This window comes from Fibrella arboris, from assembly GCF_041321095.1.
Lineage (GTDB): Bacteria > Bacteroidota > Bacteroidia > Cytophagales > Spirosomataceae > Fibrella > Fibrella arboris.
Genome location: NZ_JBGGWE010000009.1, coordinates 202,930 through 226,448, shown reverse-complemented (window position 1 = coordinate 226,448; position 23,519 = coordinate 202,930). Strand labels below are relative to the sequence as shown.

General features: G+C 55.1%; 18 protein-coding genes. 13 read left to right on the top strand and 5 right to left on the bottom strand.

Annotation, left to right across the window (positions count from 1 at the left end; genetic code table 11):
• The first annotated feature begins 45 nt into the window (after window positions 1-45).
• From ACAW75_RS17060 to ACAW75_RS17045, 4 genes are all read left to right on the top strand, one after another.
• The gene (locus ACAW75_RS17060; protein WP_370729952.1) at window positions 46-2,562 is read left to right on the top strand and encodes a TonB-dependent receptor plug domain-containing protein; all 2,517 of its coding nucleotides are present in this window, start codon (window positions 46-48) and stop codon (window positions 2,560-2,562) included.
• Between the two features lie 185 nt (window positions 2,563-2,747).
• Window positions 2,748-5,207, top strand: a complete 2,460-nt coding sequence (locus tag ACAW75_RS17055; RefSeq protein ID WP_370729951.1) for an MG2 domain-containing protein — start codon at window positions 2,748-2,750, stop codon at window positions 5,205-5,207.
• Window positions 5,208-5,403: 196 nt separating this feature from the next.
• Window positions 5,404-6,486 (top strand): complex I subunit 1/NuoH family protein, encoded by a 1,083-nt coding sequence (locus ACAW75_RS17050; RefSeq protein WP_370729999.1) that lies wholly within the window; start codon window positions 5,404-5,406, stop codon window positions 6,484-6,486.
• A 309-nt stretch (window positions 6,487-6,795) separates the two neighbouring features.
• On the top strand, window positions 6,796-8,043 hold the full coding sequence (locus ACAW75_RS17045; RefSeq protein ID WP_370729950.1) for an efflux RND transporter periplasmic adaptor subunit: 1,248 nt from the start codon (window positions 6,796-6,798) through the stop codon (window positions 8,041-8,043).
• Between the two features lie 48 nt (window positions 8,044-8,091).
• Here ACAW75_RS17045 and ACAW75_RS17040 read toward each other — a convergent pair whose 3' ends face one another.
• The gene (locus tag ACAW75_RS17040; protein ID WP_370729949.1) at window positions 8,092-8,514 is read right to left on the bottom strand and encodes a four helix bundle protein; all 423 of its coding nucleotides are present in this window, start codon (window positions 8,512-8,514) and stop codon (window positions 8,092-8,094) included.
• Window positions 8,515-8,607: 93 nt separating this feature from the next.
• Here ACAW75_RS17040 and ACAW75_RS17035 point away from each other — a divergent pair, with 93 nt between their 5' ends.
• The 3 genes from ACAW75_RS17035 (at window position 8,608) to ACAW75_RS17025 (ending at window position 11,314) form a co-directional block, all read left to right on the top strand.
• The gene (locus ACAW75_RS17035; RefSeq protein ID WP_370729948.1) at window positions 8,608-9,285 is read left to right on the top strand and encodes an ABC transporter ATP-binding protein; all 678 of its coding nucleotides are present in this window, start codon (window positions 8,608-8,610) and stop codon (window positions 9,283-9,285) included.
• Between the two features lie 227 nt (window positions 9,286-9,512).
• The gene (locus ACAW75_RS17030) at window positions 9,513-9,884 is read left to right on the top strand and encodes a BlaI/MecI/CopY family transcriptional regulator (RefSeq protein WP_370729947.1); all 372 of its coding nucleotides are present in this window, start codon (window positions 9,513-9,515) and stop codon (window positions 9,882-9,884) included.
• Complete coding sequence (locus tag ACAW75_RS17025; RefSeq protein WP_370729946.1) at window positions 9,881-11,314, top strand: M56 family metallopeptidase; 1,434 nt, start codon at window positions 9,881-9,883, stop codon at window positions 11,312-11,314. Before ACAW75_RS17030 ends, ACAW75_RS17025 begins: the two co-directional genes overlap by 4 nt.
• A 95-nt stretch (window positions 11,315-11,409) precedes the next feature.
• Here ACAW75_RS17025 and ACAW75_RS17020 read toward each other — a convergent pair whose 3' ends face one another.
• Complete coding sequence (locus ACAW75_RS17020; protein ID WP_370729945.1) at window positions 11,410-11,778, bottom strand: DoxX family protein; 369 nt, start codon at window positions 11,776-11,778, stop codon at window positions 11,410-11,412.
• Window positions 11,779-11,932: 154 nt separating this feature from the next.
• Here ACAW75_RS17020 and ACAW75_RS17015 point away from each other — a divergent pair, with 154 nt between their 5' ends.
• A complete protein-coding gene (locus tag ACAW75_RS17015) occupies window positions 11,933-12,331 on the top strand; it encodes a winged helix-turn-helix transcriptional regulator (protein ID WP_370729944.1) in 399 nt (132 codons plus the stop codon).
• A gap of 393 nt (window positions 12,332-12,724) precedes the next feature.
• The gene (locus ACAW75_RS17010; protein WP_370729943.1) at window positions 12,725-15,133 is read left to right on the top strand and encodes an ABC transporter permease; all 2,409 of its coding nucleotides are present in this window, start codon (window positions 12,725-12,727) and stop codon (window positions 15,131-15,133) included.
• A gap of 3 nt (window positions 15,134-15,136) precedes the next feature.
• Here the strand turns inward: ACAW75_RS17010 and ACAW75_RS17005 are convergent, their stop codons facing one another.
• Complete coding sequence (locus ACAW75_RS17005; protein WP_370729942.1) at window positions 15,137-15,634, bottom strand: Uma2 family endonuclease; 498 nt, start codon at window positions 15,632-15,634, stop codon at window positions 15,137-15,139.
• Between the two features lie 50 nt (window positions 15,635-15,684).
• Here ACAW75_RS17005 and ACAW75_RS17000 point away from each other — a divergent pair, with 50 nt between their 5' ends.
• Together ACAW75_RS17000 and ACAW75_RS16995 are read left to right on the top strand one after the other, a co-directional pair.
• The gene (locus tag ACAW75_RS17000; protein ID WP_370729941.1) at window positions 15,685-18,084 is read left to right on the top strand and encodes an ABC transporter permease; all 2,400 of its coding nucleotides are present in this window, start codon (window positions 15,685-15,687) and stop codon (window positions 18,082-18,084) included.
• Between the two features lie 323 nt (window positions 18,085-18,407).
• Window positions 18,408-19,484 carry an OmpA family protein gene (locus tag ACAW75_RS16995; RefSeq protein WP_370729940.1) on the top strand — a complete coding sequence of 359 codons (1,077 nt, stop codon included), beginning with the start codon at window positions 18,408-18,410 and terminating at the stop codon, window positions 19,482-19,484.
• A 33-nt stretch (window positions 19,485-19,517) separates the two neighbouring features.
• Here ACAW75_RS16995 and ACAW75_RS16990 read toward each other — a convergent pair whose 3' ends face one another.
• Entirely contained in the window at window positions 19,518-20,303 is a 786-nt protein-coding gene (locus ACAW75_RS16990; protein WP_370729939.1) for a hypothetical protein, read from the bottom strand.
• A gap of 266 nt (window positions 20,304-20,569) precedes the next feature.
• Between ACAW75_RS16990 and ACAW75_RS16985 the strand changes: the two genes are divergently transcribed.
• Window positions 20,570-22,144: a sensor histidine kinase gene (locus ACAW75_RS16985; RefSeq protein WP_370729938.1), complete on the top strand. Its 1,575-nt coding sequence runs from the start codon at window positions 20,570-20,572 to the stop codon at window positions 22,142-22,144.
• Window positions 22,145-22,147: 3 nt separating this feature from the next.
• On the opposite strand, the gene ACAW75_RS16980 is transcribed toward ACAW75_RS16985, so the two are convergent.
• Window positions 22,148-22,699: a biopolymer transporter ExbD gene (locus tag ACAW75_RS16980; RefSeq protein WP_370729937.1), complete on the bottom strand. Its 552-nt coding sequence runs from the start codon at window positions 22,697-22,699 to the stop codon at window positions 22,148-22,150.
• A gap of 50 nt (window positions 22,700-22,749) precedes the next feature.
• On the opposite strand from ACAW75_RS16980, the gene ACAW75_RS16975 reads away from it, so the two are divergent.
• A complete protein-coding gene (locus tag ACAW75_RS16975; protein WP_370729936.1) occupies window positions 22,750-23,457 on the top strand; it encodes a LytR/AlgR family response regulator transcription factor in 708 nt (235 codons plus the stop codon).
• Window positions 23,458-23,519: the final 62 nt, after the last annotated feature.

Below are 23,519 nucleotides of genomic sequence, written 5' to 3'. Positions count from 1 at the left end.
AACCCAGCCATTGGCGTCACCGAAAACGAAAATATACCAGCAATCATGTCTCAGCAACCAATCTATAAAGGGCTTCTGTTTATCCTGTTACTGTTGTCGGTTACCATGCTGGCTGCCTGGCGCGGAACGGCAGACGATCCGTTGGAGTGGGTACTGACCCGGATCAGAGCCTACGAGCAGCAGTACCCGCACGAAAAAGTGTACCTGCACACTGACCGTACAACGTACCTGGCTGGCGAAACAATATGGTTGAAGAGCTATCTATTCTACGGGGCCAGCCGGGGAGCCGACTCCAGCAGTGGCACCATGCTGGTCGATCTGGTGAGCCCCAACGGGAAGAAGATTATGCTCGATACCCGTTTCCCGTCAACAGAAGGGTATGGCGAAGGCTACCTGACCCTGCCCGATTCCCTGCCGATGGGCCGATATATCCTGCGGGCCTACACCGGATGGATGCGTAATTTTTCGGAAGAATGGTACTTCAACAAAGCCATCAATGTTGTGCGTACCGTCGCGCCAAACGGTGCATCGGCAGACATGGGCGGTTTGTCTGTTGAGCAAACGCCACCCGATGTGCAGTTTCTGCCGGAAGGTGGTCAGCTCGTAGCGGGCATAGCCAGTCGGGTGGCGTTCAAAGCCGTTAACGCAGCAGGCGTAGGGGTCGATGTGACGGGCTTTGTGCTCAACAGCCGGAAAGATACGGTGGTGGGATTTCGGAGTCAGCACCTGGGCATGGGTACGTTCCCGCTGGTGCCTGAAGCGGGGGAAACGTACCTGGCTTTTGCGCAGATACCTGGCACATCGGGATACACATCCTACACGATGCCTGCTCCCATGAGCACAGGCTACACGCTTCAGGTCGACAACCTGAGCAACAAAGACAATATCCGGGTGTTTGTGGGGAATACGATGCCTGCCACGGCTGCGCCGGCATCGGGCACAGCCGTGGCCAGACTCACGGTCCTGACACAGGTAAACGGGCAACCTGTTCTGGCGCTGAGAGGGCCTGCCAGCCGGAAGCAGTTCATGGTATCGGTCCCCCGCGATAAGTGCCCGGAAGGAATTGTACAGATAACCCTGCTCGACCCGGCGGGTAAACCTGTTTGCGAACGACTGGTTTATTCAGACCGTCAGGACTTGCTCAATCTGTCGGTTACAGCGAATACACCGGTTAGCGGACCCCGAAAACGCGTTGACCTGACGGTGACGGCTACCGACGCGGGCGGCAAGCCTGTCGTGGCCGACCTGTCACTGGCTGTGACCGACCTGGCCCAGCAACCGCAACCGAAGCCATTCGCCCAGTCGCTGCCCTCGTATCTGCTGCTCACGTCCGATCTGACCGGGTACGTTGAACAGCCGGGTTATTATGTCGACCCGCAGCAAACTGACCGGCTGGCCAGGCTCGACTTGCTGCTGATGACCCAGGGTTGGCGGCGCATCAGCTGGGAGGCCGTACTGGTGGATTCACTGCCCCCTGCCCGCTACCTGTTCGACCCCGGCCTGACCCTGTCGGGAACCGTATTTCGGGGAACATCACGTGAGCCAGCCCCCAGTGTGCCATTAACGATTATGGTGCAGCGGAAAGACTCAACGCAGGATTTATATAGCCTGAGCTCGGATGAAAAGGGCCGATTCTTTCTGAATAATGCTAACCTGATCGATACCACTACGGTGCTGGTACAGGCCCTAAAGGCCAACGGTGGCCGCAACTTCTCGATCACGATCGATAAACTGTTTACCCCACAGATCCGGGTTGTGCGCCCCCCGTTGATGCCCACGGATTTGGCTTATGCTGCATTAGCCGAATTTTTGAAGCGACAAGGCGAATACGCGGCTATTGAGGCCCAGATCAGACGTAACCGGGAAGTTCAGTTGCAGACAGTAGTGGTGAAGGCCAGACGGGTCGACCCCTATGCTACGCAGCGGGGTATATTCAGCAATGCCGATGTAAGCCTTAAGGTAGATGAGATGAACGCGGCCGGTGCCCTGACGATATTCGATATTCTGCGCAGTCGGGTGGCCGGTGTGCAGGTATCGGGTGGAGGACTGAGCCCAACGGTACAAATTCGGGGGGCGGCCAATTTCTCGGGCGTCATTGAGCCTTTGTTTATGATTGATGGCATGCCCGTCGACAAATCGGCTATCTCCAGCATCATGCCCAGTGATGTAGCCTATATCGATGTCATCAAAGGGGCGAGTGCGGCGCTGCTTGGTTCGCGCGGCGCCGGGGGCGGCATCAACGTCATCATGAAACGGGGCGGTGAAACAAATGATTACGTCAATAAAGTGGTGCCGGGCGTGCGGGTTGAAAAAGTAGTTGGGTTTGCGCCGAAGCGGACTTTCTATGCCCCACGGTATGACAAGCCCACGCCCGAAGAGAAAGTACGTCCCGATTACCGGGCTACCCTGTTCTGGGCACCTCGCCTCCGAACCGATGCGGCGGGTAAGGCCACGGTGTCTTTCTACACGTCGGATGCCCAGTCGACCCTGCAACTGGTGCTGGAAGGTGCAACCGCCGCCGGGCAGCCAGGCCATGCAGCGTCTACGATAAAGGTAGAATAAGGTGTAAGCAGGACTTTCGTTTCTGCCCGCCCACAGATTAAAGTCTGGTTTATGACCAATGGCTCCATCGGTTCGATTGGTTGAATTGACGTATTTTTGTTGTGTATTGACCTTGCTAAAAAGTGCTCCACCGTATGCGTTCTGATTTTCGCCGTTACCTCCGTTCAAGCTATCCGATCGCTATCATGCTCGTTGCGCTCACGGCGCTTCGAGTTGCCGAGGATGACCCACTGAGTCGTATTCTGGAAAGTTTCAACCGGTACACCGGGCAGTTTCCTTACGAGAAAGTGTACCTGCATACAGACCGGGTGGCGTACCTGCCCGGCGAAACGATCTGGATGAAGAGCTACCTGTTCTACGGTGAGAATCACGGGGCCGATTCCACCAGCGGTTCTGTCTGGATTGATCTGGTTAGTTCCAACGGCCGGAAAATCCTGCTCGACACGCGCATCCGCTCAAAAGGGGGCTATGGGGATGGTTATCTGACGCTCCCCGACACCCTCTCGACGGGGCGATACACGCTGCGGGCCTACACTAGCTGGATGCGCAACTTTTCGGAGGAATGGTATTTTAACCAGGTGATTGAAGTGGTGAAACCCAGCGCCCCACCTGCGCCTCAGCTGGGAACCGCTTCAACGAAAACCGACGTGCAATTTTTGCCTGAAAGCGGCCACTGGGTGGTGGGGCTCCCCGGCCGGATGGCGTTCAAGGCCATTAATTCGGCTGGTATCGGTATCGATGTAGCGGGGTACGTGCTCAACGCCCGAAAAGACACCGTGGCGGGCTTTGCAAGTCAGCATCTGGGGATGGGGGCTTTCCCCCTGACCCCCGAGGCCGGGCAGACCTACACGGCCTATGTTCGTATGAAAGATGGCGACACCTATTCGGCCTTTCCGTTGCCAGCGCCGCAAAACACCGGCTACATTCTACAGGTCGATAACCTGACCAACAAAGAAAACATCCGGGTGTTCGTGATGCATAACTTACCCGTTTCGGGCGAGGCAACAGCCGCCGCTGGCGCAACCAGTCCCGGCGCGGCGGCAGGGCCGGCCACTGCACAACCCATGCTCTCTATTGTGGCCCAGGTAAACGGGGCCGTGGTATATGCTGCCAAAGCGCCTACGAACCGCCCCCGCTTCCTGGTGGCTATTCCCCGGAATAAATGCCCGCAGGGAATTGTGCAGATCACGCTGTTTGATGAGAAAGGAAAGCCCGTGAGCGAGCGGCTGGCCTATTCAGACCATAACGAAGTGCTTAAACTGACGGTGAAACCAACCCGCACCAGCGTGGGCGTTCGGCAGCGTGTAGACCTGACCGTGACGGCTACCAATGCCGAAGGGGCTCCCGTAGCGGCCAATTTGTCGCTGGCTGTAACAGATACGCGTCAGCAGCCTGCTTTTCGGCCAAATGGTCGGTCGCTGGTGTCGTTTTTGTTGCTTACGTCCGAGCTGGCGGGGTACGTTGAACAACCGGGCTATTACTTCGATCAGTCGAAAACCGACCGACTCGTCAAGCTCGACCTGTTGATGATGACCCAGGGCTGGCGTCGGTTTACGTGGGAAAAAATTCTGGCGAATACGTATCCGCCTACCCGCTTCCTGGTCGATACGAGCCTTACGCTCACGGGCACGGTGTATCAGGGCACGTCGAGGGTTCCGGCGCCCGGCACGGAACTGTTGGTGATGCGCAGCCGCAAAGATAGCAGCCGGGAAACAGGCATGGTCACGGCCGACCAGGAGGGGCGCTTCTTCCTGCACGGCATGACCCTGATCGACACCAACACCGTGTTTATTCAGGCCTCGCGCGGAACGAGCCACAATTTCAACGTGGTGCTCGACAAGCTATACTCGCCGCAGGTACGTCTGGTACGGCCGCCGTTGTCGCCCCTGGCTATCGATTACGAACAACTGGCCGAACTACTGAAACGACAAAAAGCCTACCTCGACATTGAACGGCAGATCAGCCTCAACAACGAGATTCAACTACAGACGGTGACGGTGAAGGGCAAGAAAGCCGACCCCTATGCCCAGCAGCGATCGATGTACGGTACGCCCGATAATACGCTGGTGGTTGACGATATGATGGCGGCGGGGCAAACGTCGGTGTTTGATTTGCTGCGGCGTATTGCGGGTGTGCAGGTGACTGGCGGCGGCCCTACGCCCTCGGTTACGGTTCGGAACAGTGCGCCCATGTTTATGCTCGACGGGATGCGCTCTGATATTCAGGCAATTGCCAATATTCCGCCCCAGACTGTTGCCAACATCGACGTGCTGAAAGGTGCAGGGGCGTCGGTACTTGGTGCCAGCAGTGTGATCAACGTCATTACCAAGCGGGGTGGCGCGGCCAAACAGGACTATTCCAAAATGCCGGCGGCTCCCGGTGTGCTGATCGAGAAGGTGGTGGGGTATGCCCCCCAACGCCAATTCTACGCTCCCCGCTTCGACGCTGCCACCCCCGATGAGCGCGTTCGCCCCGACTACCGGGCCACGCTGTTCTGGGCGCCTACCATTCGCACAGACGCCACCGGAAAAGCCACCACGTCGTTCTTCGCTTCCGACGCCAAAACCACCCTCCGTTTTGTCGTAGAAGGCGCCACCAAAACCGGCCAGCCCGGATACGTCGACGGTACGATGAAGGTAGAGTAGGGTAGTAATTTAGAGCGATCAGGAAAGACCTTATCGCTCTATTCATAAAAAGGGCGTATGCATCCCTACCGGTTGGCGTTCCAAACCAGAGTTGTGCAGCCACTGGGGCTGGTGGCATGGCGTTCGGTACCGAACCCTTACCTTTGCGGCCATACACCAACCCTGCCTGGCGGGGTAAACTCTCTGTACTGTTTTGCTGCTCGCTCTGCCTATCTGCCTTCTGCTTGCTACCGGTTTTGTGGTGGTGGGCGTGTATTCCGAACGGAAAGTGTCGGCCTTTATCCAGGACCGGCTTGGGCCAATGGAGGTGGGCAAATGGGGCCTGCTTCAGCTTTTCGCCGACTTGCTGAAACTACTTCAGAAAGAGGATATTGTGCCCCGCGCGGCCGACCGGCGGCTGTTTTTGCTGGCTCCGGCGGTCATCTTTGCGTCGGTATTTGCGGCCTATGCGGTGCTGCCGCTCACGCCCGATTTGCAGGGGTCCGGCGCGGCAGTAGGCGTGTTTTACCTCATGGCTGTGCTGTCGTTTGAGGTCGTCGGTATTCTGATGGCGGGTTGGGCGTCGAACAATAAATACTCGCTCTTCGGGGCTATCCGGTCGGTGGCGCAGATCGTTTCCTATGAAATTCCGCTGGGCCTCACCATCCTCTGCGCCGTCATGATCGGGCAAACGCTGAACCTGCAGGAACTTAGTTTTCAGCAGGGCATTTATACGGCGCAAACCAATTACCTGTTCGGCATTCGGGCGCTGGGGATCGACGTGACCGACTGGGGTGGGGTTTTTTCGTGGAACATCCTGCGCAATCCGTTCCTGCTCATCGCCTACGTTATTTTCTTCATCTGCACACTGGCCGAATCCAACCGCGCGCCGTTCGATTTGCCGGAAGGGGAGTCAGAGATCGTATCCGGTTTTCAGACAGAATACTCGGGCATGCGTTGGGCATTGCTGTTTCTGTCGGAATACGCCATGATGCTGCTGGTCTCCTTCCTGGGGGCTATTCTCTTTCTCGGCAGCTGGAACACCCCCCTGCCTAACCTTGGCCCCCTTCGCCTGGCCGACTGGACAAGCGGCGAACCCGGCACCGCCTGGGGCAACATCACCGGTGCGTTCTGGCTTATTAGCAAAGCATTACTGGCCGTTTTGGGCCAAATGTGGGTACGTTGGACGCTTCCCCGAATTCGCCTCGACCAGATGATGTACCTCTGCTGGAAAGTGCTAACCCCCATTAGCCTGGCCCTGTTCCTGATCTCCGCTATCTGGCGACTACTCATGATTTGAGTTTACTGTTTTCAGTCTTCTGTTTACCGTTTTCTGTTGCGCTGCTACATCACGGTACTTGCTGAGTAGCAGCGCAACAGAAAACGGTAAACAGTAAACAGAAGACTGAAAACAGTAAACAGTAAACTTAACCCCCCGTCCACATCTGGACGAGGCTTGTCCGATAGCGGACAGGAATTGGGGGTGAAAAGGCCAAAATTGGCTGATAATCAAGGTTTCATGTACTTTGGCACGTCAATTGGCTTAGGATAGGCAGTTAGCTAGTTTGACGGTTACCGACCGTCGCCAAGTACTTAACCGCATTGACTCATGGATCGCGCCTTACCCAAACGCTTCTGGACCCAACAACGCCTTATTTTATCGGCCGGAGGTATTCTGATCGTTGGCCTTATTGCTTACGTAACCTTCTTTGCCGACAAACGCTCGAAACTCAACGTAGAACGCGAAAAAATCACTGTCTCGCCTGTCTCGGTTGGTCCTTTTGAAGAGTTTATTGTGGTAACGGGCGTTGTTCAACCCCTGAAAACCATCCGATTAGATGCCATCGAAGGGGGGTACGTAACCCAGAAACTGGTCGATGGCGGAGTACAGGTGGCCAAAGGGCAGGTGCTGTTGAAACTGGAAAACCAGGGGCTGAAACTGAGCTTCCTGCAATCAGAAACGGAAGCGAACCGACTGGTGAATGACCTGCAAAATACCCGGCAACGGCTGCGCGTTGAACGCTTTGCCCTGCGGAAAAACCTGGCCGACATCGATGCGCAGCTCGACCAGGCGAAAGATACCTATGACCGGCAGGGCAAGCTGTTCAAAGATAAAGTGGTATCGGAAGAAGATTACCTGAAAGCCAAACGCGCTTATGACCGACTGGCGAAACAGCGCGAGATCGAAGCCGAATCGCAGAAATACCAGGAAGAGAACTCGAAACTACAGATCCAGCAACTGGAAGGCACCCTGGCACGTACCCAGCGCAACGTGGCGCTCTGGCAGGAGACGCTGAGCAACCTGGTGGTGAAAGCGCCGGTATCGGGCCAGCTGTCGAGCATCGATGTGGAAGTGGGGAGCAACATCAACCGGGGCCAGAACATTGGTCAGATCGACGACCTGAACGGGTTCAAGATGCGGGTGGGTGTTGATGAACATTACATCAGTCGGGTGTTTGCGGGCCTGAACGGATCGTTTGAATTCAACGGGCAGGAGTTTCCGCTAAGCATCAGCCGGGTATATCCTGAGGTTCGTAATGGTCGGTTCGAGGTGGACATGACCTTCCCGAAAGGGGCACCGGCCGGCATCAAACGCGGTCAGTCGTCGCCCATCCGGCTGGAACTGGGCAAAGCGGCCAAGGCTACGCTGCTCCCCGTTGGCGGGTTCTTCTCCGATACGGGTGGTAACTGGGTGTATGTACTCGATAATTCGGGTAAGCGTGCCACAAAACGGAACATCACGCTGGGCCGTAAAAACCCTGAGTTCTACGAAGTGCTCGAAGGCCTGCAACCCGGCGAGCAGGTCATCACATCGAGTTACGAGAATTTCGGGGACAACGAGGTGTTGGAATTTTAAAGAGGGGAGGAATGGAGTAAAGGAGGAAGGAGGAAAGGGGCTTTGCGATTAGCTATTGTTTTGAAGACCTAGGCTTGACTTTTTCTTTTCGCGTTTCTGGAATTGATCTTGATCGAACTTTTCAATTCTGACTTTTAATAAATTTTGCAGCATAGCAGATATTAACTGGCTCTTTTTAAGCAACTCTTGTCCTGTTTCTGCATCTATGACATTAATTGCAATGGCTAAATGAAGCTGAGTGCGCAGTTCACCATTCGACCCTTTTGCGATCCTGAGGTAACGAATAAATTCTCGATTAGTCTGTCGTTCATAGCCTTCAGCTATGTTCGATGGGACTGAAACAGAACAACGTCGTATCTGATCGCGCAGACCATAATCTGTACAATTCGCTAAAAGTTTGTACAATTTCACAGCTTGTGCGAGTCCTTCCTGCCAAACGAATAAATCTTCAAACTTTTCAATTTTAGCCATGAGAATAAGGTAGTTATGGTGAGCAAAAGGTGGCAAAATAAGGATGTTCTCCTTTCCTCCTTTCCTCCTTTCCTCCTTTTTCTCCCTCATTTTATGATCCAAACCATCAATTTACAAAAGCTCTTCGCTACGGAAGAGGTCGAAACCACCGCCCTGAACGGGATCAATATGGAGGTGAAAGACGGTGAGTTCGTAGCCATTATGGGGCCGTCGGGCTGCGGTAAATCCACGCTACTCAACATCCTGGGTCTGCTCGACAACCCCAGCGACGGCGAGTACAATTTCTACGGTACTGAAGTAGCCAAGATGACCGAACGGCAGCGGGCTCAGCTTCGGAAAGGCAGCATCGGCTTCGTGTTCCAGAGCTTCAACCTGATCGACGAGCTGACGGTATACGAGAACGTAGAGCTACCCCTGCTGTACCTGAAAACACCGCCCGACGAGCGCAAGGCCCGCGTAGAGGAGGCGCTGAACCGCATGAACATTATGCACCGGCGCAACCACTTCCCGCAACAACTATCGGGTGGGCAGCAGCAGCGCACGGCCATTGCCCGTGCGGTAGTAGCCAAACCCAAGCTGATCCTGGCCGATGAACCAACGGGGAACCTCGACTCGAAAAACGGCGAGGAAGTGATGAAGCTGCTGGGTGAACTGAACGACGAAGGCACCACGATCATCATGGTGACCCACTCGCCCTACGACGCCGGCTTTGCCCACCGCACCGTGAACCTGTTCGACGGAAAAGTAGTAACCGAAAACATCCGCGTCTGAGTTTTTGGTTGATTCCAGATGGTTGATATGTAGGGGCGGCCCATCGTGGCCGCCCGCTTTGCGTAAGCAATACGCGTAGGGGACGCCAACCGGATTTATCTGCTGTTGAGCTGGTAATCAGCATTATAAACCTATAAGGTCTTCGGAGACCTTATAGGTTTTTTTATACACAATTGTGGGTGTAATTTTTTATTCTACATTTGTGGAGAATAAACTATACATGTAGAATGAAGCTGTCTGCCGCCGAAGAAACGTTGATGCAGCACCTGTGGAGCCGCGAACAGGCGTATATGAAGGACCTGATCGATGCCTACGGAGACCCTAAACCCGCCGCGACTACCGTGGCTACGCTGCTCAAACGCATGACGGATAAAGGGTTCGTCGGCTACCGGGAGCGGGGCAATTCGCGGGAGTATTATCCGCTGGTAAGCAGCCAGGCTTATTTCGCCAGGCACGTCAACGGGTTGATTAAGCAGTTTTTTAATAATTCGGCGGCGCAGTTTGCCTCTTTTTTTGCGACGGAAACCAACCTATCGGCCGATGAGCTGGCTGAACTTAGAAAGATTATCGATGCGCAGATAGACCGGAAGAAGCCATGACCACGTTCCCACTCGAATCGATGATCGAATCGAGCCTGAGCCTGCTGGTGCTGCTTGGCGTCTACCGGCTCTGTCTGGAAAATCAGCCGATGCACCAGCTCAAACGAGCGTATCTGCTGGGTACGTTGCTGCTTTCGTTTGCGGGCCCGTTGGTGGCTATTCAACTACCTGCCGACCTGATATTGTTTTCCGAATCAAGGCAACTGATTGGTAGGCAATGGTCAGCAAAAGCCGAGGTTAAGGAGCCACCCATCGCAGTCGATAACAATATACCTGCGATCAATCGATCTGCCGCTGCGGTACCTGAACCGAACGTACCCGCACTGAATTGGCTATGGTTTTACGGTGCGGTTACTGCGCTGATGTTGGTCCGTTTTGCCCGAAATCTCTACGCGCTACTTCGCCAGATCTGGACCAATCCGACCGAGCCGTATTATGGGGCTACGCTGGTAAAGCTACCCGGCACCGGACTGCCCTACACCTTTCTGCACTACCTCTTCGTCTCGGCCGAAGCCTATGACCGGGACGCGATTGAGGATGAGTTATTCGCCCACGAACTGGCTCACATCCGGCAACGGCATTCGCTGGATGTGCTGCTGGTGGAAATCGTGCTGTGTTTTGGCTGGTTCAATCCGTTGGTGTTCTGGCTGAAACGAGCGATGCAACGCAACCACGAATTCCTGGCCGACGAGGCCGTGAACCAAACGTACCTGAATGTGCCTGGCTACCAGCACCTGTTGCTAAGCAAGTTAAGTAACCCATTCCCCAACCTGTTGCTGACCAGCTCCCTGACGTTTAACACAACCAAACAACGCCTGCTCATGATGACTAAACAGACTTCGCCTATCCGCACCTGGCTAACTGCCTGTAGCACTGCGCTTCTCTTCGGTTTGCTGACGGTATTATTGACCGGAGCCGCCCCTGCGCAACCGTCCATCTTTCCGCTGAAGTCAGAGACCACGCCCCGCGCCCCGCGTCCACTGCTCAGCGTAGCGGAAATCGACAGCCGGTTTGGCGATGTGGTGGTCAATGCGACCAGTCGCGAGTTAAGTTCCGGGCAAAAAATAACGTTTAAAGACCTCACGCCCGAACAGCAAACACGGGTGATTTACCTGGAAGGAAGACTGCCCGGTACCTTTAATGAGGAAGAGTTTAACGCGCTGAAAAACGCGAAGCAATACAGCATCTGGGTCGATGGAAAACGGGTACGCCATTTCGACCGAACCACTTTGCAAGCCACTGATATTGTGACTTATAACATCCGGCGTCTTTTCAAACATGTCCGGCGACCCGATGTCTTTCATTATGAAGTAGACCTGCTGACTGATAAAGCGGCGAACGCGTTTGCGCGGGAACTACAAGCCAGTCCAAGGTTGCTTCTATTAACGAAAGAGCAGATGGAAAGGCGGCGAGCTGAGGAGGCTAAGTAAATTGATTAAGTGCTGCGTGGCTCTCCGCTGTAGCTTGTATGGCTCCGCTAGTCGAAGGGCACGACTAGCGGAGCCGACCAGCCTCAAGCAACTACTTACGCAACCGTTGTTTTCTCCGACAAAAATGCCGTTTTATCGCGCAGGTACGTAGCGATCCAGACCAGTACGATAGGCGTCACCGCATTTAACGGCATCCCGTGCGATAGTTCGGTGGCGATGGCCCCCGCGAAATAGCAGGATAGCAGTACGAAGCCAAGCTTCATGGTTTTAGGATAGATGAACAGGAGCGCGAAGCCGACTTCCATAGCGCCCAACAGCAATACCTGCTTCTCAACGCCCACTTTGGCCAGCGTTTCCATCACCTGAGGCGACTGGGTGAACTTAAAAACACCACTCATAATGGCCATGCCAGCAGCCAGTACGGTGAAAATGATAGTGACGATACGATAAACTTTCGGATTCATATGTAGGTAGGTTTTATGCAGTAACAAACTGCGGTGAAAGAACAGGACAAACGTACTTAAACCTGCTATCTTTTTGTTAGCAGTATCCCAAAGGATACCAGTATCTTTTCAGATACCGCATGATCGGTTCAGGCTGACGAAGTACCTTTAAGCTATGAGCACGGGTAGTCAAGGACCTATTTCGGTCACGAATAGTACAAGAAACCACTCAGCCGTTGAGTGCACTGAAAGCCTGCGGGGCGTTCAGGATGCTCTGTACGTGCTGTCTGGCAAATGGAAGCTGCCCATCATCATTACGCTGACCGGCCAGCCCCGGCGGTTCAAAGAGCTGCAACGACAGATCGCCGGCATTACAGCGAAAGTGCTCAGCAAAGAGCTGAAAGAGCTCGAACTGAATGAGTTTGTGACGCGAAATGTATATGCCACCACACCCGTCACGATCGAATACGAGTTGACCGAATACAGTCAGTCGCTCAACAGCGTCATCGAATCACTGCGTAACTGGGGCATCCAGCACCGCGAGCGTATTATTGGGCAGCATAAGACGGTGTGAAACGCTGCGCTGTCATTAAATGGTCATTAGGCTACGCCGTCATTGATAGTCATTAGGTGGTCATTTCTGGTCATTCGTTGTCGCTTGCCTCGTTGTCGCTTGCCTGCGGCGAGTGACGACTATCAATAGGGCCTCCGGCCCGCTCGTGCACCTACGAATTACCGGATAAGAAAGTCTGATATAGGCCGACCAACGGGCCGGAGGCCCTATTGATAGTCATCACTCGCCGCAGGCAAGCGACAACGAATGACCAGAAATGACTATCTAATGACTATCAATGACGGCGTAGCCTAATGACCACTAGCGCGGCCATTGGCGAGGCTTAACAATTATTAACGGGCTGTCTGTTAGATCGATACGTACCTTGGCTGCTCAACTCAGGTACGTATACTGATGCTCCGGAATTACCTTAAAATCGCCTGGCGAAATCTGCTACGCCGTACATTTTATTCGCTGCTGAACATCGTCGGGCTGGCCGTCGGGATCACATTCGCCCTGCTGATCGGGGCGTATAGCTGGGGTGAATTTCAGGTAAATCGCACCCTGCGCAATGCCCGGCAGCAGTGCCTGGTGCAAAGCCGGTGGACTGAAGAGAACCGGGGAATGGACATTACTTCCTTTGCTCCGATTGGCCCGGCGCTGAAAGCGGAATACCCAACGCTGGTGGCCGATTATTACCGGTTCTATGGCGTCAGCGCCACGCTGTCGAAAGGCGAAAATCACTTTCGCGAATCGATCCAGATCGGGGATTCGACCATGCTGACGATGTTCGGTTTTCCGATGCTCCACGGCAACCCGCGAACCGCCCTGACCGGCCCCAACTCGGTGGTGCTCACGGCCGATAAAGCCGTAAAGCTCTTCGGTAAAACAAACGTGCTCAACGAGTCACTGACCATTGAAACGCCGCGTGGCGGCAAGCAGGCGTTTCTGGTAACGGGCGTCCTGCAATCACTGCCCAACAACTCCGTCTCGCATTTATTGACCGAGAACAACGAGGTGTTTATGTCGATGGGAGGCGTTGATTTCTTTGGCAATGATGTGTTCTCCTGGCAAAATCCGTACATCGTTACCTACGTGGAGCTTCAGCCGGGCGTAGCACCCCAGGCGCTGGAAAAACCACTTGCTCAGCTGATTGCCAGGAATACGCCGGCCGACGTGCAGAAAAGCCTGACCGCCTACGTCACGCCCTTGCCCGACTATTACCTGCAAAGCAATAACGGGCTGATCCGCAGGATGATGACCACCCTAGCCGTGGTGGGGTTGTTCATTCTGCTGATGGCCGTGGTCAACTTTGTGAACCTGTCGCTGGGTACGTCGGCTACGCGGCTGCGCGAGATTGGCGTTCGTAAGGTACTGGGCAGCCTCCGTAGTCAATTAACGGCCCAATTCCTGATCGAAGCGCTGGCGCTGACCACCCTGGCGACTGTTCTATCGATTGGCTTATACGCGCTGTTTCAGTCGGTGTTCAGCGACATCGTTGGCAAATCGCTGCCGTCGCTGGGGCAGTTGCTGATGACCTACGGCTGGGTGTTGCTGGTGCTTATTCTGGTGATTGGCGGGCTGGCCGGCATGTACCCGGCGCTGTATCTATCCGCTTACTCGTCGGTCGATTCGCTGAAAGGGAAAGCCCGATCGGTGCGGGAGGGACTGTGGTTTCGGCGGGGGCTGGTCACGGTGCAGTTTGCCATTGCTGTCTTCGTCTTCGTGGGTGCCGTGCTGATATCGCGGCAGATCGCCTGGTTCTTCACTAGCGATTTAGGTTTTAGCAAGGAAGCCGTGCTCACTGTGTCGTCGCTGCCACGCACCTGGTCGAAAGAAGGCGTAAACCGGATGGAGGCCGTTCGCGACCAGTTGGCCCGCTTACCCGGCGTGCAGTCGGCGAGCCTGTCGTACGAGATTCCCAATGGCAATGTGGGGAATAACGGGCAGCTCTATCGGCAGGGGCAGGACTCGACGCAGGCGGTGAACGTGAGCGTGATGACCACCGACGAGCAGTTTGCCCAAACCTACCGGATCAGGCTGCGAAGTGGTCGGTTTTTTCACGCCGGACAAGGCAGCTACGATTCCACCAGCCTGGTGATCAACGAAGCGGCGCTTCGGGCGCTGGGCTACCAAACGCCCGAAGCGGCTGTCAATCAACCGGTTCGTTTTCAGGGTGTTCCGCTTACCTATCAGATCCGGGGTGTGGTGCGTGATTTTCACGTGGGTACCATGCACAAGGCCATTCAGCCGATGGTGATCGGGCAGGTACAGGCGGCGAACATCTACCGGTTTTTCTCATTCCGGCTGGCTCCCGGCAATCCGCATCAGGCCATTACCCGTCTGGAACGTACCTGGCGGGCGCTGTTCCCCGATGCCCCGTTCAACTACGCCTTCATGGACGAAACGCTCCAGCAACTCTATCAGACCGAATTACAGCTGGAAAAGGCCGCCTACGTAGCCACCGGCCTGGCCCTGTTGATCGTGCTGCTGGGGGTAGTGGGGCTGGTATCGCTGAGCGTAGCGCGCCGCACGAAAGAGGTGGGCATTCGGAAGGTGCTGGGGGCGTCGGTGCCGGGTATTATTGGCCTGTTCCTGCGCGAATATGCCTGGACGATGGTACTGGCTAACCTGATCGCCTGGCCGTTGACGTATTGGCTGGTGTCGGACTGGCTGGCCGATTATGCGTACCACATGCCGGTTACCCTGTCGCCCTTCGTGCTGGTCGGGGCGGGGCTGGCGCTCATCACGGCGCTTGTGATCAGCCTGCAAGTCATCAAAGCAGCGTTGGTGAACCCCGTAACGAGCTTGCGGAGCGAATAGTATTCAGGCGAAAATGGCCGCTAAGGGAAGTTCAAATCCCGTATTAGGGTCGCGCAGTGTATCGTCTTCGTAAAAGAACGTGTAGTGCCCCGGCCGGTCGAATACCATAACGGCCCGCAGGCTGGGCAACACGACCCAGCAGGATTTTACGCCGAACTGAAAATAAATGTGAGTTTTGGCAACCATCTCTTCCGGTCCGGCGTCCCGGTTGGGCTGCGAAGGCGACTGAATCTCGATGCAGGTCAGTGGGGCGTCAGTGCGGCGAGCTGGCTCGTTCCCGTAATTCAGCTTGAAAGCGGGATAAATGACAACATCGGGTGTAGTGCCATCAGGCTGAGTAGCTAGCGAGACTTCACTGGCTATAAGGTAATCAGCCCGATAGCGCATTTTTAATTCAAATGACAGATTGGCCTGAATAATACCGTGAATCAGGTCAGGCATGGGCTTTCCTCTTTCGAGTTCGTAATCCGACACATCAATGATTGCTTCCCTATCCGTCATGCCGCAATTGCGGACGAGTTTTTTTCAAAAAAAATCAAAGTAGCGCCAAAATGCTTCGCGAAAACCTTAAAATGGCCCTGCGCCAGCTACGTACCCAACGTACCTATACGGCGTTGACAATCATTGGGTTGTCGGTTGGATTGGCGGGCGGTTTATTGCTTTTTCTGTTCGTTCAGCACCACCTGAGCACCGACCGGCACCACGCTAAATTCGACCGGACTTTTCGGGTCATGACCGATCTGTATCTCGACGATGGTACCGTTGAGCACAACGCTGAATCGGCCCTGCCGATGGCCCAGACGCTGCGCCGCGACTATCCGCAGGTAGAGCAGGCGGCGTTTCTGATGATGAACCGCGAACTGACCGTTAGCGTCAGGCGGCGAGGGCAGGCTACGCCCCTGCGGTTTCAGGAACATACCGGCACCGGACTGGTGGAACCCCAATGGTTCGACATCCTGTCGTATACCTGGTTGCAGGGAAACCCCCAAACAGCCCTTCGCGAACCGAACACCGTTGTCCTGACCGAATCCTGGGCAAAGCGCTATTTCGGCGACGAAAATCCGATCGGTAAAACGTTGACGCTCAACAATAAAACGGAAGCCATAGTCACCGGCCTGCTGGCCGAGCCCCCCACCACGACCGACACGAACCTGGGGCTGTTTATCTCGATAGCCACCCTGAAAACGCTTGACCCTGGCTACGAGGCAACCAGCTGGTATTTTCTGAATAGCACAAACCGCGTTTACGTCACGCTGAAAGATCCGGCGATGGTTACCAGCCTGTCGGCCACGTTTCCGGCGTTGTCGAAAAAGCAATACGGCGATCTGAGTAAGGTGTTCCGCTTCTCGATTCAGCCCCTGCGTGAGGTGCATTTCGACGTGGCGCGGGGCGGCGAGACCATTCGGGAGTCGCTGGTGTGGTCATTGGGCGCGGTGGGTATGCTGCTGATCGTGGCGGCGTGCATCAACTTCGTGAACCTGGCCACGGCGCAGGCCCTTCGACGGAGTAAGGAAGTAGGCATCCGCAAATCGCTGGGCAGCTCACGTGGGCAACTGATGAGTCAGTTCCTGCTCGAAACGGCACTGATTATGGTCGCCGCCACGACGATGGCCCTGCTGATCGTGGTTACGACACTGCCACTCTTCAACAACTGGACGCAGCTCAATCTGCTCCTCCGGTTCAACGGGCAAACCGGTGTGTGTATTGGTTTACTGCTGCTGGGCATGGTGCTGCTGGCGGGTGGCTATCCGGCGGTTGTGCTATCGGGCTTTTCACCGCTGGCGGTGTTGCGTGGTAAACTGGTCAGTTCGTCGGTGGGGCGGGGGATTACCGTCAGGCAGGCACTGGTGGTGACGCAGTTTGTGATCTGCCAGGCGTTGATCATCGGGGCGCTGGTGGTGGCCCGTCAGGTACGTTATGTGCAACAGGCCGATCTTGGTTTCCGGAAAGACAACGTCGTCGTGGTCAGGCTACCCGACAACAATCGGTCGACGCTGACGGCTTTTCGGCAGCAGCTTTCGCAGTATCCTGCTGTTCAGTCGGTCAGCTTCAATCATCGGTCGCCCGCGAATGACCAGCTGTTTGGCGGGTCCTTCAAATTCGACAACCGGCCCGACTGGGAGCCGTATCCCGTTCGCGAACGACTAGCCGACGCCGATTACCTACGTACCTACGGCCTGACGCTCGTGGCGGGTCGGAATGTCATGGTCAGCGACACCATCCGTGAATACCTCATCAACGAGACGTTACTGCATCAACTGGGTTTTCATGACCCGAAACAGGTGCTGGGCAAGACCATGCAGTACCACTTGTCGGCGGCTCCGATGCCGATCGTTGGGGTGGTGAAGGATTTTCATCTGAAATCGCTTCGCGAACCAATCGGCCCCTGCCTCATTGCCAGTAAAACAGACCGCTATGCCCAGGCCAGTATTCGGATTACGGGTCAGGACCCGGCGCAAACGCTTGACCGGATTCGGCAGGCGTGGCAGCAACTATACCCCAACGATGTGTTCGAGTACACGTACCTGGACGAGCAACTGGCGCGCTTTTACCAGACCGAAATGCTGATGGCCCGGCTTATCAACGTGTTTACGGGTATTGCCATTCTGATCTGTTGCCTGGGTCTGTACGGGTTGGTGTCGTTCGTCGTTGTACAGCGCACCAAAGAAATCGGCGTGCGTAAAGTGTTGGGTGCCAGCGTGGCCAGTATTGTAACGCTGCTTTCGTCCGACTTTCTGAAGCTGGTGTTTAGCGCACTGCTGATCGCGTCGCCGATTGCCGGGTACGTGATGAACGGCTGGCTACAGGATTTCGCCTACCGGGTCAGCCTCAGTTGGTGGATCTTCGCTCTGGCCGGTATGTTGGCCGTCATCATCGCGTTACTAACGGTCAGCTACCAGAGCCTCAAAGCGGCACTCGTGAACCCGGTCAAATCATTGCGGGCAGAGTAGGTGGGTTGGTTTGCGTGTATGGCTAACGCGTGGTTGCTTCACGAGCTAGGTTGCTGACGCCTAGTCGAAGGGCCTAGCGCGCGAAGCAACCCGCGTTAGCAATACATTAGAGCGCGAAGCATACGAAAGCAATCCTGCCATCATCGGGGTAGAATGACCCATCGGGGTGGAGAAAAAGCCGCCTATCAAACAGCTGATGTCAGCTCCCGAATTCACGCTGATCATTGGGGTGTAGAAAGGCCGTGACGAATTCGTACTCGCAAGGCATCAAGCTAGACAAGCAACGTAAGTCGACAATGAAAGCAGGGATCACGTCAGGTTGTATGCTACTGTGGCTTCTACTGACAAGCCCGGTCAGGGCGCAGCAGGGGCTGAAGGGCGAGTACTACAACGGGACCAACTTTGAGCGGAAAGTGCTGACGCGCATCGACCCGCAGTTGAAGTTTACCTGGCGAGAGCGTAGCCCCGGCGCTGGTCTAAACGAATCCTATTTCTCGGTGCGCTGGACGGGTCAACTATTGGCTCCGGTGTCGGGTAAATACACGTTCAACGCCAAAGTCGATGATGGGATTCGTATCTGGGTGGGTAACCGCAAGGTGATGGATGTCTGGAAGCTGAACGACTCAGGCAAATTCACCGGGAGTATCGAGCTGAAAGCAGGCCAATTGTACGACCTTCGGATCGATTACTTCAACGATATGCTGGGTGGGGTCATTGAACTATACTGGGTACGTCCCGATGCCGAAAACCCGCTAATTAGGTTCGGTCCGCCCATCGGGGAGTTGATCTCGCCGCGCTATTTCCGGCTACCGGCTCCGGCTGTTTCTACCTTGCCGAAGCCCGTTGCTACGCCACCAGCAGTGGCTTCTATCGCTACGCCCAAGCCCGTCATCAAGGCGCCTGGGCCGGCTAAACCCATCCGAAAACCGCCTTTGGTCGCTGCCGGTCTACTGGCCAAACCACCGGTCACTAAGCCGGTGACAAGCGCAAAACCGGTAGGAAATACCGTGGCGGCCGTTTTGCCGCCTACTGTCGTCCCTCCCCCGCCAGCGCTTGCTGAGGGTAGACCCACGGTACTTCAGCAGGTGCAGTTTGAGCAGAGCAGCTACATCCTGTTGCCCGAATCGATACCTGAACTGAACAAACTGGTTCAGACCTTACGGGCTAATCCGAACTGGCGAATTGAGCTGGTCGGCCATACCGATAACGTGGGTGACCAGCGCATTAATCAGACATTGTCGGAGTACCGGGCGCGGGTGGTGATGACGTACCTGACCCGCCACGGCATTGCCGACGACCGGATTACTACGACGGGCTACGGCGGCTCGCGGCCCATCGCCACAAACGACACAGAAGCCAACCGAGCCAGAAACCGCCGCGTCGAATTCGTAGTGAAGTAGCGAGAAACCGGTCGATATGCCCCCGCCCTCTGCCTATTTCGCTCCAGGCCGGACCGTGTACTGCTCGAACCGGAATACTTCCTGCCGAACAACCTCGAAGGTGCGGGTGAATTGCTTTTGGGCAGCGGCCAGTTTTGGGTCCGCAGGTTCGGCCAGTGCGTTCAGGTTCGATACGGGGCGGGTCATGGCGAAACCGTAGCCTTTCTCGGTACCGTTGGGCACCATCAGGGTCGAGAAGCTCCAGGCACCTAGCTTTTTATCGCCAATCTGCGTGGCGCGGGCTTGCTTTACCGATGCCAACGTACCTGACCAGTCGGCCAGCGGGTCGCGGAGTTTCAGGAAGTCGACAATGACGGTGTTGGTTTTGCCGGGGCCAAAGTCAGGACCGAACAGGGCATCGGTGTTCTCCCAGATCTCGATTTTTACCACGGGGGCAGTCAGGCGGTCGCGGCGGTTGAGGTCGGCCATACGTACCTGAACGCTGTCGCCGTAGATCCTGGCCATCGCCGCTGGCGACGCGCCGCCGATGCCCATGTTGGGCGACACAATGCAGGTGACGTAATCGTATTCGCTGGTGTTGGGGTTCGAGCTGAACTGCTTCACCATCATGTGCCAGCCGATGAGCTTTCCTTCATCGACGGCCGCCTGATTCACGGCTTTCCATTCGCGCTCAACGGGCAGCGCATCCTGAATGGTTTTGCCCGGCGCGAGTTTGTGGAAGATCAGGTAGGTGTAGGTTTTGGAAGCTGTCTGCGCTAAAACGGGAGTAATGGTGACAAGGCTAGTCAGGAGTAGGCAGGTACGTAGCAGGTGTTTCACAGTAAGGAAGGTTTGGCGATAAAACCCATCTCAGACTGCCTTTCTACTTGTTAGTGGTGGTGGTTTATGTTGGGAAATTACTTGGCTTGGCGAGGTAGTATGTATTGCTTTTGCTCCAGGTCCGCCGCTGCGGTCGAAGGGCCTAGAGCGCGAAGCCAGGCAGAGCGAAGCCCCCCCGCTGATTCATCCCATTTTTCGCCCGATTCAACCCATTTCCACCCGACGCCTGCCGGTTGCGCCTAGTTTTGGTCAACAAGCAGTTAAACATGATGCGTACTACTACACTTCTCAATCGGTTTGAACCCTGGTTTATCGTCGGCGCGGCTACGGTGTATGTGATCAGGCGGTTAATCGAAGAAATAAACCGCTACAACAACCTGATTGACAGCGCGCTGAACAACCGGGTGCCGTCGGCCACGATCTGGCGTAATCTGGCTACGTATAACCACACGCTGAACAACAATACGCCCCTTGTTGCGGGCATTTGCCTGTTCTTAGTAGCCTGGTATGTGTTCCATAACCTGGCCTTTCCGCGCCTTCAGGAACGGATCGACGATCGGCAGGGGTGGCTCTATGGCGGTGCGGCGGTGCTGCTGCTGCTGGCGAGTGCGCTTGTGTATCATTACCTGAAACTGCACATCCGTTATCAGGAAAATAACGCTGAAAAGATCATTGGCCTGAAAGTGTATTCGCTGTACCGAAAACGGACGGTATTGGCCGATGCCATCGGGTTGGGTATTGTGCTGGGTACGTACGAATTAGCGTACCAGTATTATCAGTTTCTCTACCGCCGAATAGCCCAGGAAACAACCATTCATTTCCAGCTGGTCAGTTACCTGCTGTTGGGCGGCGTAGGCCTGTTTGTGATCACCTTTGCGCTTAACGGGTATGTTCCACCAACCCTTTGGCGGGGCGGTTTTCGTGACGTTTTGCTGGTGCTAGGACTGGTAATTCAGATCATGCTCCTTCAGGGCTATATGTATAGGCATATACTCCCCATGCTGAAAACGCCCCGTCCCTCGGAGAAAGCCTTTTGGAATGCTGTTGTCGACTACCTGCTATTGGCCTGCCTGCCAACGATGCTGCTGTGGGCGGCGGCTAGTAACTTTCAACATACCAACCGTGATCCGATTATTACGTTTACAGGTATTGTCCTTGTTGCTTCGACCTCTATTGCGTGCCTGCGATGGCTGTTGACCAAAGAGAAAACGGTACTGCAAACGCAGGTATCAGTTGGGGCGGCGGAATTGGCCAGTCTGCGGGCGCAGATCAACCCGCATTTTCTGTTCAATGCATTGAACAGCCTCTATGCGACAGCCCTGAAAGAAAAGGGCGAAAAAACGGCCGACGGTATTCAGAAGCTGGGCGACATGATGCGGTTCATGTTGCAGGACAACAACCGTGACCGCATTCCGCTCGACAAGGAGATCGAATACCTGCACAACTACATCGAGCTACAGCGCATGCGGATCGACGAGTCGCACGACATCGAGATTCGGGTGAACATTCAGGAGCCGGGCCGGGCCATTTACCTGGCACCGATGATGCTGACGCCTTTCGTGGAAAATGCCTTCAAGCACGGCATCAGCCTGCGCCATAAATCGTGGATCTACATTACCCTTACGCTCGACGATACCCGGCTCTATTTCAAAGTGCACAACTCCCGCCACACGAAGCCAGTTGAGGGCACAGACCGCCACGACCCCGAAGAAGACCAGTCGGGCGTGGGGCTCGCCAACGTGCGTAAACGGCTGGAGCTAATCTACCCCGGTCGCCACCAACTCGACAGTCAGCAGTCGGAACAGGATTACTTCGTTTCGCTGACGCTGGTGTACTGGTAGGTTTTAAGTACGCTTGGTTGTTAAAGGCGAATACGTATAGATAGGCAGATGAAGCAAAAAGGGACTGATTGGTTTTGCCTGTCTATACAACTCATATAAGTCTAACATCCGTTTTTCGCCGGGTAATGGCTCGTAAACCATTGTGTGATGGACGCGCTTGTTGATAGCCAACTCATCGAGAACGTCGACTATATTTTTAACTGTCGATTGGGCCGTAGGCGTGATAATCACGACGGGTCGAGTGGCCGATTTTGCTACTTCTGCTAAACTGGCTCTCAACCCATTTACTGAATAATCAGTCTCTTTGAACTCAGCTGCCGTGCTGTCGGGTAGGTAGGTTAAGAGACCAACTCTATCATGCGGAAGCAAAAAAAGTGTGGCCTGTACGGGCGCATAGGATTCATATTTGGCCTTAACAAACGGTTGAATCAGGGTAGTAACCGGCCGCTGTACCTGCTTCACCCACACAAAAAAGACAATAAGCAGCAGGGCAATATTCACCAATGGCGTCATGTCGGCGCGGGGGAGTTGGCGGGTATGGTTGGTTCTTCTCATCTTGTCGGCCGGTTTACCTCAAGATGCCATAAACCTCTTAATTCCACATCATGCCTTTGACTGCTATTGCCATCGACGATGAACCCCAGGCGCTGGAAGTGATCAAACTCCATGCGGCCAAAGTACCGTTTCTGGACCTGAAAGCCACGTTTACCGATGCGTTTGAGGCGATTGCCTGGCTGCAAACCAATCGCGTCGATCTGCTTTTTCTCGACATCAAAATGCCCGATATTTCGGGGGTCGACGTGGTGAAGTGCCTGCCCGGACGCGGGACCGCGAAAGCACCGATGGTGATCTTTACGACGGCTTATTCCGACTATGCCGTGGAAGGCTTTGAACTCGATGCCGTTGATTACCTGCTGAAACCCTTTTCGCTGGCCCGCTTCCTGAAAGCCTGCACTAAAGCCCTTGATATACAGGCGCTACGGACGGGAAGCAACGTACCTGATTCCATTTTTGTGAAGACGGGCTATGAAGACGAAAAGGTGATGCTCAGTGAACTGCTCTACGTCGAAGCCGACGGGAATTACCTCTCGCTGGTGCTACCCACCCGCAAGCTGCTCACCCGCCAAACCATGACCGACCTGCTCCAGCAGCTACCACCCGATCAATTCGTTCGGGTGCATCGGTCGTACTGCGTGGCGGTGAACAAGATCACCAAATTAGCCAGGCAGGATATCACCGTGGCTGGGTACGTTATCCCCATCGGCGCGTCGTATGAAGAAGCCGTAGCTGGCATCAGGGCTAAACTTCACTAGTACGATGGTGCTTGATGCCGTTGACCATGCGTAATAGAAGGTGGGAAAGCCTCCCCACTCGA